Raw genomic sequence first — 13,495 nt, 5'->3', positions numbered from 1 at the left:
TTCCTAGCAAAACGCTTCCTCTTGCTTCTCTGTTAATTCAATGTCAAAGCCTAAGTCCTCTATCATACGATAATCGCTATTTTCCTCTTGCCCTGCCGTTGTTAAATAATCTCCTACAAAAATACTGTTGGCTGCGTAAAGACCGAGTGGCTGTAGCATGCCAAGATTAATTTCACGACCACCAGCAATGCGGATTTCCTTTGTAGGGTTGATATAACGAAACAGCGCTAATACTTTTAAGCAATAGCGTGGATTTAAATCCTTTGTTCCCTCTAGCTTTGTGCCATCAATGGCATTTAAAAAGTTCACTGGAATCGAGTCTGCATCCAATTGATAAAGGGCGCGAGCAATATTAACAACATCCTCCTTTGTTTCCTTCATCCCAATAATTGCACCTGAGCAAGGTGAAATGCCATGCTTTTTCACAATTTCCACCGTGTTGACACGATCCTCATATGTATGGGAGGTTGTAATAAAGGAGTGATGGCGCTCTGATGTATTTAAGTTATGATTGTAGCGATCCACACCAGCTTCCTTTAATTGCTGTGCTTGCTCCTCTTTTAATAAACCAAGGCAGGCACAAATCTTTAAGCCATACTTCTCCTTAATTTCAGCCACAGCCTCACTCACGACATTGACATCCTTACGTGTTGGTCCACGCCCACTTGCCACAATGCAATAGGTCCCAATTTTATTGTCAAATGCCTGCTTTGCACCTGCTAAAATTTCCTCCTTTGTAATAAAAGGATATTTTTCAATTGGTGCAGTTGAGCGAGAGGACTGGGAGCAATAGCCGCAATCCTCAGGACAGTAGCCACTCTTCGCATTCATAATCATATTGAGCTTAACCTTTTTACCAAAATAATGGCGACGAATCGCAAAAGCACCATCCATTAGCTGTAGTAGCTCATCATCCTCACTAGTTAAAATTGCGAGTGCCTCCTCATTGCTAATCACCTTACCAGCGATGACCTCTTGTGCTAATTGTAAATAATTCATATCATTTTCTCCCTTTCCACCTGTGAAATTTTCAATGTTCTTGCTGATTGGAATACTTTATACAATCGTTCAGCTAATAACGCAGATGTAATAGCTAAACAAAAATCAGCGACAATACTGCCTAAAAAGCCGACAGCGAACACATGTGACCAGCTTGTTTTCATATCTAGCCAGAAATTCAAGCTCATATATAAATACGGCACGGCTACCACATAAATAATGATAAGCCCTATAATGGTTGCACCAATAAAATGCTTTTTCGTAGGTGTCTGCACCCTTTCAATGAGCCAGCCAATACAATAGGCAGCAAGTGCAAAGCCAATCAAATAGCCGAATGTTGGCTGTAATACATAGGTGATGCCACCTCCTTGCGTAAATACAGGTAGCCCCACTAAGCCAACACCTATATAAACAAGCTGACTAGATAGAGCATTGCAGCTTCCAAGCAAACAGCCCGCTAAAAATACAAACACAATTTGTAATGTAAATGGGACGATAGGTAATGGAATTTTAATAAATGCACCAATAGCTGTTAAAGCGGCAAACATTGCAATTATTACAAGTGCCAATGTAGATTGTCGTTTAACCAATATACTCCCCCCGCTCGTGGAAAAATTGTTCGATGGCCTCTTTTGCAGTAGCAATCATCATACGCATGTCCTCTTCTGAAATAATATAAGGTGGCATAAAATACAAAACATTGCCAAGTGGACGTAATAATAAGCCCTTCGCTAAGGCACGCTGATAAATTTGATAGCCTATTCGCGCCTCGCTTGCAAACGGCTCCTTTGTAGCGCGATCCGCCACAAGCTCAATCGCCCCAACTAAGCCTATTTGTCGATATTCACCCACATAGGGCATCTCATTAAATGCTGTCATTGCTAGCGCTCGCATCCATTGTCCTTTGCGTTGAATCATCTCCATTACTGGCTCTTCTTCAAATATCGTTAATACTTCAAGGGCAACACGACAGGCTAATGTATTGCCTGAATAGCTATGTGAATGTAAAAATGCTCTCATTGTGCCATAGTCATCATAAAAAGCGCTATAAATTTCATTCGTTGTTACCACAACAGATAATGGTAAATAGCCACCTGTTAAGCCCTTCGATAAACACATAAAATCAGGTGTAATATCCGCCTGCTCACAGGCAAATAATGTACCTGTACGTCCAAAGCCAACTGCAATTTCATCCGCAATCAGATGTACATCATATTGCGTACACAATGCGCGTAAACGCTTTAAGTAGACAGGGGGATACATTTTCATGCCTGCTGCTGCTTGAATCAGTGGCTCAATAATCACGGCCGTAAGGTCCTGATGATGCGCTTTTAGCTGCTCCTCTACAAACTGACTGCACGGGGCATGACAGCTTGCTGGCTCTTCTTGGAAGGGACAACGGAAGCAATCTGGCCCTTTGGCACGTACCGTATCTAACAGCAATGGCTGATAGATATCATTGTAAAGTCCAACGCCTCCTACAGATAAGGCACCAATTGTTTCGCCATGATAAGCATCTGTTAACGCTAGAAAACGCTTTTTTGCTGATTTTCCTGTTTGCATATGGTATTGAAAGCTCATTTTTAAAGCCACTTCAATCGCGGATGAGCCATTATCGGCAAAAAATACTTTTTGCAACCCGTTTGGTGTTAAAGCTACTAGTTTTTCAGCTAAGCGAATGGCAGGCTCATGTGTAAAATTAGCAAAAATCGTATGCTCCAATATAAAGGCCTGCTCACTCAATACCTGACTAATACGCGGATTGGCATGTCCAAAAAGATTGACCCACCAAGACGATACAGCATCTAAATAACGTTGCCCTTGCTCATCGTAAAGCCATACACCTTGCCCTTTTGTAATTACGATTGGCGGAAATGTTTCATAATCCTTCATCTGTGAGCATGGATGCCAAACATACTGCAAATCTCTTGTCTGTAAATCAGTGAATGGTTGATTCATATACATAAAGCCTTTCAAATAATGATGTTGCTTTAATGGAATATGCGCCTAGTTGTGCATGATTCTGCAATGGTGGGATAATAGCATACGGTATAGGATGATATGTCAAAATAGTTTTGATATTATCCTGCTCTAGCCTGCTCCCTGTACAGCCATTAAAGGCAATACCAAGTACCTCAATTTGTCGAGCTTGCAATGCCTCCATTGTTAATAATGTGTGGTTAATGGTACCAAGAGATGTTCTTGTTACAACGACAACGGGTAACTGACTATGTACAATTACTTCGAGAAGTGTGAGTTGCTTTTCACTATCTAATGGTACAAAAAGTCCACCAGCTCCCTCGCATATTACAACATCATAGGATTGTTGTAGCTCTTCGATATGCTGTAACAGCTTATCTACCTCGATTTGCTGGCTCTCCAGCTGTGCAGCAAAATGTGGTGATGCCGCCTCCTTCAAGGAATAGCTATTTAAGTGCGCTTCCTTTAATTTTTGTAAGGAATACTTTTGATACATGGCGGTATCCTCATAATAGCTATGTCCATTTCCATAAATCTCACCTGTTTGCACAGGCTTATATGGTATAACCTGTAAATGCTCTTGTTGCAATTGACGCATAAGTAATGTTGTGACAACCGTCTTCCCGACATCTGTATCGGTCCCTACAACCCAAAAATGCATGGTTAACCTCCCCCTATTTAAGTTAACTTATCACAATAATTAAGTTAACACATTTATTTTTATTTTGTAAATGGCTATTTTTCATTTTCTTGGTTTTTCACCATAACGTAAGATCTGATTCCATTTTTCGCTACATTTTCATAACAAAGCTTCTTGGTGATACGTCTATCAACTTGCATACTAGTGTAGGATGTTGTTCAAATGGCCTATTTCTATGAAATTAACGGTGATTTAAAGGATTTTTCATCATTTTTGTAGTATTACAATGACATGGGGGTGGTGTGGATGTTTGGCATTTTTAAGGAAACAGAGAAGGTCATGGATACGTATGAACAAATGCAGACAATCTTAAAATCTTTTCTTACCTATGATTTAAGAGAATTGCCTTCTCGCTATGAATTTTGGTATCGTGTAGCTATTCGCCAGGAGGAATTGCGAACATTACAGGCAGCGCATCGAGCAAAAATTTCAATGATCTCTGCGGTTGGTCGCTTTCATCAAGTCCAATATAATAGCATCACACAAAAATTAGCTAAGCTGGAGCGTTTAGCTGATATTTATAAAATGTTTTGTATAGAGGAGGAACGTGAGGTACTCAACCATCGACTACACTTTCATAAAGAAACGATTGCTGCTTTATACGAGCATATTCAGCAGAAAGAGCTGTACACCTATTGTGATACAGTCCAGCAGCAATTTTGGGAGGCTGTCCGTGAAGATCTTCTCAACGCGGTTGCCCATCTCGACTGATAGAAAGGTATAACAGCTCTTAAACTACTTGGCTCCATTTTAAGGATGCGTTGACTATTTTTCATACTTTTAGCGATCTATTACTTTACTAGAAATGAGAGGAACGAATAATGATACCTTGGATTATAGCGGCGGAAATTGCCTTTTGGATTGTCATTATCATAGGGCTAATTAGTCGCTATGTATTGAAAATGCCAAAGTTAAGCATTTTCTTCTTTGCGTTAACACCTGTTATTGATTTACTGCTAATTATCCTGACAACCATTGATTTAAAAAGAGGGACACCTGCTTCGACTTCTCATGGCATTGCGGCGATTTATATCGGTGTGTCCATCGCATATGGGAAAACCATGATTGCCTGGGCAGATGAAAAATTCCAACAATGGTTTTTCAAAAAGCCGAAAAAAACACCACTCACTGGCAAGGCTAAAGGTCTATATGATATGAAAATGCTTGTGCGTCATATTAGTGCATTTGCCATCGGTGCTGGCTGCTTATATGGCATGATCCGATTTGCTGGTACAGCTACCGATACATCTCCGTTACTGCAAATAATGAAAGTCTGGGGCATTGTTTTAGTAATTGATGCCGTTATTAGTTTGTCGTATGTCATTTTCCCAAGTCGAAAATAATGTCCCTCTACTCTGCATCGACATTTGTATGGCTACAATGGAAGGAGCTACCTCACGAGAATGAACGAAAAAATTTTAATAGTAGAAGATGATATTGATATTATGGAGGTGCTTTCTCTAACAGTTGCTAAGGCAAACTATACCGTACTAAAAGCAACATCCATTGCGCAAGGCTGGCATATGGCTATTACTGAACAGCCCGATTTAATTTTATTAGATGTCAATTTGCCAGATGGCACAGGCTTTGAGCTGGCGAAAAAGGTTCGTGATCAATCAGATGCCATTATTATTTTTGTCACGGTTAATCATTTTATTGACCAAAAACTTGAAGGCTTTGAAGTTGGTGCAGATGACTATATTACAAAGCCATTTATCCCAAAGGAATTACTGGCACGTGTACAAGCGAATTTAAAGAGAAAATCATTATCAAGAAAAAGCAATATTATACATATTGATAATTTATCGATTCATTTTGATGAAAAAAATGTTTATAAAGATGGCAAACTTTTAAATTTATTTACAAAGGAAAAGCTATTGTTATTCTTTTTGATTGAGCATGTCAATCAAGTCGTTACAATCGAGCAATTAATTAACCATGTATGGGGATACGATGGGGTAGCCGATTCAAAAACACTTTCTGTTCATATAAGTACCCTTCGGCGTAAAATTGAGAACACACCCGCTAAGCCAAAATATATTCAAACGGTGAGAGGATTTGGCTACCAATTTGTCTATCAAAAAGAGAGTGATGAGCCCTAGCTAGAGCCCCATCACTCTCTATAAACCATTGCTGTGACCAGTGGTAATGTAAAGCTAAAGACCGTTCCCTTTTGTTCCAGGCTTTCAACAGTGATTTCTCCATTATGCTGTGTAATAATTTGCTTACAAATAGCCAAGCCAATACCATGTGAAGTTGCTTGATTCATCGAGGTAGCCCGATAGTAGCTATCAAAAATAAAGGGCAAATCACTCTTAGCTATCCCAATGCCACTATCCGTTATCGAACAGCGTACATACAACTCCTCTACATGGATAGAAAATTGAATACTGCCGTCTGTTGTATATTTCATCGCATTGGTCATTAAATTTTCAATTACTTGTGTGATCCGCATCTCATCCATCAATAATCGTGCCTCTGGATAGCCGTCAAAGTATGCACTGTAGCTTAAACCTAATTGCTTTACATCATCCTCGTAGCGGTAGGCAAATCGTTGAAAGTATTCCTTAGCTGTCATTTCTGTATAAGTAAATTCGGCTCTGCCTGCCTCTAAATTGGCTAAATCAAATAAATCTTGAATCAGTCGATTTAGTGACAATAGCCTTTCCTTACTTCTGATTAAATACTTCTCTTTTGCTGCCTCGTCTTCAATTACACCCTCTAGCATTAATTCGATATAGCCTAAAGTAGAGGTTAATGGTGAGCGCAATTCATGGGAAATACTATGCAATAGCTTTTTGCGCTCTAATTCATTTTTTTCTAAGCGCTCATTCACTGTTTTTAAGTCTCGATTGGTTTCGTCTAATTCCTTTGTACGCAGATGCACCCGCTGTTCTAATTCGGCATATATTTTAGCATTTTCAATGGATACAGCAATTTGTGCAGCGATTACTTGCAGCAAATGAATATGGGACGGATGAAATGCATTGGTCATTAATGTATTCTCGAAATATAAAGCCGCAATAACCTCATTTTTATGAACAATCGGTAGACATAGAATGGATTTAGCAGAGGAGTATGTCAACAATTGATGATAGCCCTGTCCATTTTGCATAATGATATGCTCTTTACTTTTCAGCACATAACGTAATATGGACTGCATCGTCGCACTGACATCCTCTATTTTTTTATCCTCATACATCGTAAATGTTGTCGCCAGTGCTTCTGCTTTTGCTAATACCATAAATTGTTGCTGCTGTTTATGGATAAAATAGCCAACATCTGCCCCAATATGCTTTAATAATGAAAATAAGCTTTTATGCAATAAATCCTCCATCCGTATAGCCGTAGCAAAGGATTGTGTCGTTTCAAAAACCGTCATCATATCAACGGTAAGTGCTTGTTTACTTTGACTTTCTGGTATATGCTGCACCTGATAAGCATTCTCCCATCTCCTCGCAATGGCTTCCGCTCCCCATGCCTGCATACTCTGAATCGCATTAATAATATAATGCCTTGCTGTTTTAGGCTGCTGTTTGGAATAATAGTAATTGGCTGCACGTTCATAGGCAAGCCCTGCATCCTGGACAAAATGATGCAGATTGGCTAATTGAATAGCCCTATCATAATAAAGCTCAGCATCCTTATCTTTCTTTTTCAAACGATAATATTCAGCCATTAATAAGGCATAAAGGTGCTCATAATTCTCGGCAGCATATCGTGACCATTTTTTAAATTTTTTAATGCTTTGGTGAATGTCAGCGTAATACACTCTTCTTTCCTGCTTACTACATTTTTGCTGATAAAGCAAAGACAATTGCCACATGGCCCGATAAAAATAATAGATAGTAGTAGTCGGCAGTGTATACGTTTCCTTGCTTAATTCCTTTAATTCCTTTAAAATTGCCTTTCCTTGCTGTTCATCGCCTAATAAAAAAGACATCTGCAAGCGTACTGCATAATGGGTAATTTTAATGGCGGGTTGATCCTGTATTCTAAAGGGATAGGCCCAATGGACAGGATGGTAGGGATAGCGAAGGATCTTCATCCATCTCCCCATTTCAGCTAAAAAGTCTATGGATAACGTGCTTGCTTGGCTGGAAAACTCCTCCTGCTGATGTCTAATTTCCTGCTGCAAATCTTGAAGGGTCGTGCCTTGAATCAATCTTATTACAACAATAAAACAGGAGGCGGAGGACACTAAATGATATAAGCCAATTTCCTGGTTTTTTTGTTGAGCCGTACTAATATATTGAATACTGGTCTCATATGGCTCGGTCCAGTGGCTAATAAATACACCATATACATAATACGTATGGCCTTTAATATATATACTCTCCTGCCTGTCAGCAACCGTGATGGCAAGCTTGCCAAAACGAGTGGCTTCGTTGACATTGTCAAAGCCTGCATTCAACAGCAGAGCATAGTTAATGAATACCAAACCACTTTTCGATGTTGTACCATACTTTAATTGCAAGCGTAGCCCTTTCATTAGAAGAAGGCCTGTTAAGTTAGGATTTAGTAGAAAGGCACTTGCTGTCATATTAATAATTAAATGAATTAATACATCAATTTCCTTATTATCTGTTGCTGGATGCTGCAATAAATCCTGATCAGACATCTGTCGTAAAGCCAATTTTAGCAATAAAAATTCCTTTAAAAGCTGTGATTTTTTTGGATGTTTTGTAATGTTTATACGAGCGACTTGTAAACCTGCTAGCCCCGCCTCCAAACCAATCGTAGGATTATCAGACTCAATATATAGCACGGTTTTTAAATTATTAACCAGTAGCTTTTCTAGTACGGTTTCGGAATGCTGTAAAGCTTCTGTTAAATGGATTTCTGAGAGGTCATAGTACCCTGCTATATACTCACACTCTCCTAAGTTGGCATATAGTTTAACAGACTGTTCTCTGAGAGCTGTCCAATGATTCGGCGGCAATAGCTCCTTACTCATTCTAAAATAATAAAGTGCATTGTCAAAAAGCCCCATTCGCTTCGCCTCAAGCCCTAGTTTATAATTCCAGCTCACTAATCGCTGCTTTTCCTCCCTATTTAATAATTCCTGGGCATAATTATAATGCTTAACAATGTCATTTAAGCGATAATAATCTCCCATATTTGTCTCGTCCTCTGTTAATAGCTTACCAATTTGATAATGTAGCTTCATACGCTCCTGCACTGGTAAATCATGATAGGCTACCTGCTGAATTCGATCATGGACAAATTGAAACTTCAGCGGAATCGTGTGCAAGATTCCCTCATGCTCAAACTTACTAGCCCATTTAAAATGAGCATCCAATGGTATAATGAAGCCGTTTTCCATCAGGATATCCATAAACCTTAGTAATTCCTGTGCGGAGATAGCCACAAGCTTTAAAACAGCACTTAGCTCAAACTGGCGACCAAAACAGGCGATCATCCGCAATAGATGATGAGCGTCTATCGTTAATGTAGACATTCTATTTTCAATAAAGGCTAGGAGCTCCTTGTTTAAAAATAATTGATTGAATTTTTGAAGACTAAACTGCCACTCCTTTCGCTCAGCATGAAAATAGATGGTGTTATTTTGCTGCAATGAACGAACAGCTTCTTTAATAAATAATGGATTCCCTTTTGTTACATGAAATAATTGCTGCGAAATCAACTGGATCGTCTCTGGCTTCGCATGAAAGGATGCTTCCAACCATTGCTGTACAGCCTCTTTCTTCAAAGGTGGTAAATGAATGCGATCCCCAGAAACAATAGGCAGTCCTTTTGACATGTTCATCTCATTCGATCGAAATGTGCCAATAATCATAAAATATCCAGCTCGATGCTGCTCAAAAATTTGTGACATAATATCCATCGTACTGCTAGTTGCCCAATGTAAATCATCCACAAACCATACAACTGGCTTTTTTTGCAGCGCAAAGGTTAATAATATTTTTTGAATCGACAACAGCATATAAGAATGAAGCTGTTTTGTATTTTCACGAACCTCCTGTTGAATCTCCGTTTCTTTATTGATAAACCATTTGAGTTCAGGCAGTAAATGGACTAACTCATCGGTTATAACAAGCTTTACATCCTGAAATAACTTTTGCCATAATTGAACAGATTTTTCACCCTCCATATAAATTAGCTTCAATAAGTTTCGTAATGGATGGGCATCAATCGTATAGTCGTTTTCCAGCTGTAACTGCTCATACTTCGTTGTGATAAAATATCCTTTCGCCGCTGCTATTTCTCCCTTTAGCTCATAAACAAGCCTCGATTTGCCATAGCCAGCCTCACCTAAAATCGTCACTAGCTTTTTATCGCCTCTTGCTACCTGCTGAAAGATCGAAGAAAGCGCTGCAAATTGCTGCTCTCTGCCATAGAGCTTCGTTGATAGCCCACTACTTAACTGCATATCCTGTTCGCCTAAGGGAAAGTTCTCAAGTGGCTCATCTGCCAATAACTTTTGCTGAATATAAAGCAAATCCTCCTTTAGCCCAATGGCACTTTGATAACGTAAATCTGGATTTTTTGCTAACAGCTTATCGATGACCTTCCAAAGCATAGGTGGAAAGCTACTTTGAGCACTTACCAATGCATCTGGATTTTTTGTGATAATTTCATAAATAAGATCAACAGCGTCCTTCGCCTGAAAAGGTAAGTGTCCCCTTACTATTTCATAAAAAATAATACCAAGCGCATATAAATCAGAACGGTAATCTACAGCTACATTCACTCTTCCTGTTTGTTCTGGCGCATAATAAGGCAATTGTTCGATGTGCTCATAGGGATTTTCTATGACCACTGGTGACTCAGCATCATATTTTGCACTATACGTTGAGCTTAATAGCCTTATCTTTAAGGAATTTGGATTGATTAAGATTTGCCGCGGATTTAGATGCAAATAGAGCAATTCACTTTGCTGCATTTTTATACAAATATTGGCCAATTCAATAGCTATTTGTAAAAATTGATGCAAAGAAATATGATGATAGGTCAATTGCTTTAAGGGCACGCCATTAAAATTCTCATAAATAATTGCATATTGACTATCAATATAATCGACGGCAATCGGCTTTAACAGCCAAGGGTTTTGCTCCTGTGCAAATAAAGAAAATTCATATTGTAGCTTTGCTCTTTTTTCAGCAGAGTTATGGTGAATGCTTTTAACAAGGACCAAGCTATTGTATTTTTGCATATACATTCTTTGCAAATGCCAATCCTGTGTCGACTGTAAAAGAATACAATCATTCATCAGCAAGCCCTCCTTCCACGCTAGTATTTATGATAGTTGTCGCTGTTTGATAGTTTTCTACTGCTTGCCTAATATTTATTTTCTGCTCTGATAAACCAGCAAAACTAAAAACAAATTGCTCTAATTTCTCCGCAGTCATATGGTATAGCTTCCATTTTTGATGTGGCATATCTATTAGCTTCTTGTGTTTACTAAACACAAATATAGCTTTTGCCTCACAATAGTCTGCTATTTTTAATAATTCATCCCTTGTTGTATTCTCCAAAATCATTGGATATAGCCCCTTTGAATAAAAAATTCCTTCTACTAACAACAATGGAATACTAGATCTGAATTCTTGATCGATCCAAAAAATAATAGCACTTCCCTTTTTCATTAACAAACGATTTTCACATATAAATCCTCACCTAGTACAGAGCCTTCCTGTAGATCAGCTATTTTTATTGGCATGACTCTCACATCAAACACTCCTCCTACTTTCTATATATTTACTACTATAAAAAATGAAGGTTAAAATTGGGTTAAACTATTGAAATTTTTTCGAAACGATAAAATAGGGATTGTCTGCTACTTTGTCAGTCAGCTAATAATGGAAGTACTCCTTAGAAATCGTGAAATGTGTTTATGGTAAAAATTTTTTTCGATATATGTGTGGTGGATAGCCTGTATATTCTTTGAATTTTTCAATATAGTAGCTTACTGTACTAAAGTCCATCATCGCCGCAATCGTTGTAATGGAGTGCTCTCGATTCTGCAATAGCGCAATGCTTTTGCGAAGTCGATAGTGTAAGAGATAGGTAAAGGGTGTCAGCCCCACGATCTTTTTAAAAAAGCGACTGCATTCTGCTGGGCTTACATAAACATGTGCGGCTAAATCTGCCAATGTGATTTTTTGGTGGTAATGCGTATGTAAAAAATCCAACATAGCCTTTGGCCGTTCGTGCTGCACAATTGTAGAGGGTGCCATGATATCCTCTGTTAGCATGGATTGTGCGAGCATAGATTCCCATATCCCTAGCAGCTCTCCCCAAACCTTCAGCTCGAAAAATGGGGCTTGCTCTTGCAATAAATTAGCCATGTGCTTCACTTTTTGGGATAATTCATCTGTTAGTTTTCTATAAGATAGTCGATTATTTGTTATATATGGCTGAATGTACTTTGCCATTATAATGCTGTCCTCACGTCCTCCTATAAGCAGAGGGTCTATATTCACACAATAGGTAACAGCCTGCTCAACGTGATATGGCTTTGCTTCATGGAGCCTTGATGTATTAATAAATAACCCTTCCCCTGTTTCAAGCACCACTACATCCGCCTCTATTCGATACTGTACACAGCCGCTTTTGATATAGACAAATTGTATTTCCTTATGTCAATGCAGAGGGAGAACATCCATACTTGCTAAACGTAGAGTGGTTTCATACAAGGCAACTGGAAATTCCTTTGAACCATATAATGTCAGCTCCTGTAAATCTCTGGCGATTTTAATATGGGTTAAAGGCATTTAGATCACCTCAATATATTGAAATTTTTAACCCTATAATTCGTTATTTATTTCGATTGAAACCTTTTATAATTATCTTATATTGATAGTTTAGGAGATGTGATCATGTGAAGCAAATTATCGAGAAAAAACGTACACTTGGCTTGCTACTCGTTATTTTAGGAGCGAGCTTTTGGGGAATTGGTGGAACGGTAGCACAACGGCTGTTTCAGCAGGACAATATCGCTGTAGAATGGCTTGTATCTAGCCGTTTATTGTTAGCGGGTATCTTACTGATCGCACTCTATAAAATAACCCACCGTCAAGCATCCATATTTGTCATATGGCGCACGAAGCAAACAGCCTTTCGACAAATTTTATTTAGTTTACTTGGTATGCTAGCTGTTCAATATACATATATGATGTCGATTGCGATTGGGAATTCCGCAGTAGCAACACTGCTACAATATCTAGCACCGCTATTTATTATGGCATATTATTTGCTTACAAGGCACAGCGCATTGACAAGGCAGGATGGCATTGCCGTAACACTAACACTTGTTGGGACATTTTTATTGTTAACAAATGGCTCCTTCTCCACACTGTCTGTTCCCTTTATGGCCGTGTTTTGGGGAATATTATCAGGGCTATCGCTCGCCTTTTATTCCATCTATGCTGTTCCACTTTTACAGCAATTTCATTCATTGCTTGTGGTCGGCTGGTCCATGCTGATTGGTGGAACAGTTATGAGCTTTTTCCATCAGCCGTGGCTTATTGATCTCTCCACTTGGACATTTTCCACAGTGCTTTATTATCTTTTTATTATTATTTTTGGCACGATGCTTGCCTTTTGGTTTTATATTGCGAGTTTACGTTATTTATCACCAAAGGAGGCAAGCTTACTAGGTAGCCTCGAACCATTAACAGCCGTTATTACAAGTGTATGGTGGCTAAAAATTTCCTTTGGCGGCTATCAATTTATGGGCACATTACTGATTTTACTCATGATTTTATATCTCACTGTCTTTCAGAAAAAACAACGAGAAAGATAGTTAGCCATAGTGAATACCTCCTAAAAAGATGTAGGAAACTATAAAAT

At 38.7% G+C, this 13,495-nt stretch carries 12 protein-coding genes; 4 read left to right on the top strand and 8 right to left on the bottom strand.

The annotated features are described in order from the left end of the window. Positions 1-3: 3 nt before the first annotated feature. Genes bioB through bioD form a run of 4 tightly spaced genes read right to left on the bottom strand, consistent with a single transcriptional unit; the run spans position 4 to position 3,640 of the window. Positions 4-999, bottom strand: a complete 996-nt coding sequence (gene bioB, locus ADM90_RS08295; protein WP_053994509.1) for a biotin synthase BioB — start codon at positions 997-999, stop codon at positions 4-6. Then, on the bottom strand, positions 996-1,589 hold the full coding sequence (locus ADM90_RS08290; protein WP_053994508.1) for a biotin transporter BioY: 594 nt from the start codon (positions 1,587-1,589) through the stop codon (positions 996-998). The genes bioB and ADM90_RS08290 overlap by 4 nt, the downstream gene beginning before the upstream one ends. Next, on the bottom strand, positions 1,582-2,958 hold the full coding sequence (gene bioA, locus ADM90_RS08285; RefSeq protein ID WP_053994507.1) for an adenosylmethionine--8-amino-7-oxononanoate transaminase: 1,377 nt from the start codon (positions 2,956-2,958) through the stop codon (positions 1,582-1,584). Before bioA ends, ADM90_RS08290 begins: the two co-directional genes overlap by 8 nt. Further along, positions 2,939-3,640 (bottom strand): dethiobiotin synthase, encoded by a 702-nt coding sequence (bioD, locus tag ADM90_RS08280; RefSeq protein WP_053994506.1) that lies wholly within the window; start codon positions 3,638-3,640, stop codon positions 2,939-2,941. Before bioD ends, bioA begins: the two co-directional genes overlap by 20 nt. Positions 3,641-3,925: 285 nt before the next feature. Between bioD and ADM90_RS08275 the strand changes: the two genes are divergently transcribed. From ADM90_RS08275 to ADM90_RS08265, 3 genes are all read left to right on the top strand, one after another. Beyond that, positions 3,926-4,390 (top strand): hypothetical protein, encoded by a 465-nt coding sequence (locus tag ADM90_RS08275; RefSeq protein ID WP_053994505.1) that lies wholly within the window; start codon positions 3,926-3,928, stop codon positions 4,388-4,390. A 110-nt stretch (positions 4,391-4,500) separates the two neighbouring features. Then, positions 4,501-5,022 carry a hypothetical protein gene (locus tag ADM90_RS08270; RefSeq protein ID WP_053994504.1) on the top strand — a complete coding sequence of 174 codons (522 nt, stop codon included), beginning with the start codon at positions 4,501-4,503 and terminating at the stop codon, positions 5,020-5,022. A gap of 60 nt (positions 5,023-5,082) precedes the next feature. Next, the gene (locus tag ADM90_RS08265; protein ID WP_053994503.1) at positions 5,083-5,781 is read left to right on the top strand and encodes a response regulator transcription factor; all 699 of its coding nucleotides are present in this window, start codon (positions 5,083-5,085) and stop codon (positions 5,779-5,781) included. A gap of 11 nt (positions 5,782-5,792) precedes the next feature. Here ADM90_RS08265 and ADM90_RS08260 read toward each other — a convergent pair whose 3' ends face one another. From ADM90_RS08260 to ADM90_RS25320, 4 genes are all read right to left on the bottom strand, one after another. Beyond that, positions 5,793-10,913, bottom strand: coding sequence for a sensor histidine kinase (locus ADM90_RS08260; protein WP_053994502.1), 5,121 nt, complete (start codon positions 10,911-10,913; stop codon positions 5,793-5,795). Further along, positions 10,906-11,295, bottom strand: a complete 390-nt coding sequence (locus ADM90_RS08255; RefSeq protein ID WP_152927982.1) for a hypothetical protein — start codon at positions 11,293-11,295, stop codon at positions 10,906-10,908. Before ADM90_RS08255 ends, ADM90_RS08260 begins: the two co-directional genes overlap by 8 nt. Before the next feature lie 240 nt (positions 11,296-11,535). Further along, positions 11,536-12,216, bottom strand: coding sequence for a helix-turn-helix transcriptional regulator (locus ADM90_RS08250; protein WP_235473379.1), 681 nt, complete (start codon positions 12,214-12,216; stop codon positions 11,536-11,538). 69 nt (positions 12,217-12,285) lie between these two features. Next, complete coding sequence (locus ADM90_RS25320) at positions 12,286-12,417, bottom strand: hypothetical protein (RefSeq protein WP_268766608.1); 132 nt, start codon at positions 12,415-12,417, stop codon at positions 12,286-12,288. 107 nt (positions 12,418-12,524) lie between these two features. On the opposite strand from ADM90_RS25320, the gene ADM90_RS08245 reads away from it, so the two are divergent. Beyond that, positions 12,525-13,448: an EamA family transporter gene (locus ADM90_RS08245; RefSeq protein WP_053994500.1), complete on the top strand. Its 924-nt coding sequence runs from the start codon at positions 12,525-12,527 to the stop codon at positions 13,446-13,448. Positions 13,449-13,495: the final 47 nt, after the last annotated feature.

It is taken from the genome of Lysinibacillus macroides, assembly GCF_001281525.1.
GTDB lineage: Bacteria > Bacillota > Bacilli > Bacillales_A > Planococcaceae > Lysinibacillus > Lysinibacillus macroides.
The sequence above is the reverse complement of the archived record's forward strand: the minus strand, read 5'-3'. Positions and strand labels throughout refer to the sequence as shown.

Bases quoted from the DNA above. Each gene is read 5' to 3' on its own strand.
- bioA (WP_053994507.1), bottom strand. From the start codon at position 2,958: ATGAATCAACCATTCACTGATTTACAGACAAGAGATTTGCAGTATGTT.
- ADM90_RS08275 (WP_053994505.1), top strand. From the start codon at position 3,926: ATGTTTGGCATTTTTAAGGAAACAGAGAAGGTCATGGATACGTATGAA.
- ADM90_RS08260 (WP_053994502.1), bottom strand. From the start codon at position 10,913: ATGAATGATTGTATTCTTTTACAGTCGACACAGGATTGGCATTTGCAA.
- bioD (WP_053994506.1), bottom strand. From the start codon at position 3,640: ATGCATTTTTGGGTTGTAGGGACCGATACAGATGTCGGGAAGACGGTT.
- ADM90_RS08265 (WP_053994503.1), top strand. From the start codon at position 5,083: ATGAACGAAAAAATTTTAATAGTAGAAGATGATATTGATATTATGGAG.
- ADM90_RS25320 (WP_268766608.1), bottom strand. From the start codon at position 12,417: ATGCCTTTAACCCATATTAAAATCGCCAGAGATTTACAGGAGCTGACA.
- ADM90_RS08270 (WP_053994504.1), top strand. From the start codon at position 4,501: ATGATACCTTGGATTATAGCGGCGGAAATTGCCTTTTGGATTGTCATT.
- bioB (WP_053994509.1), bottom strand. From the start codon at position 999: ATGAATTATTTACAATTAGCACAAGAGGTCATCGCTGGTAAGGTGATT.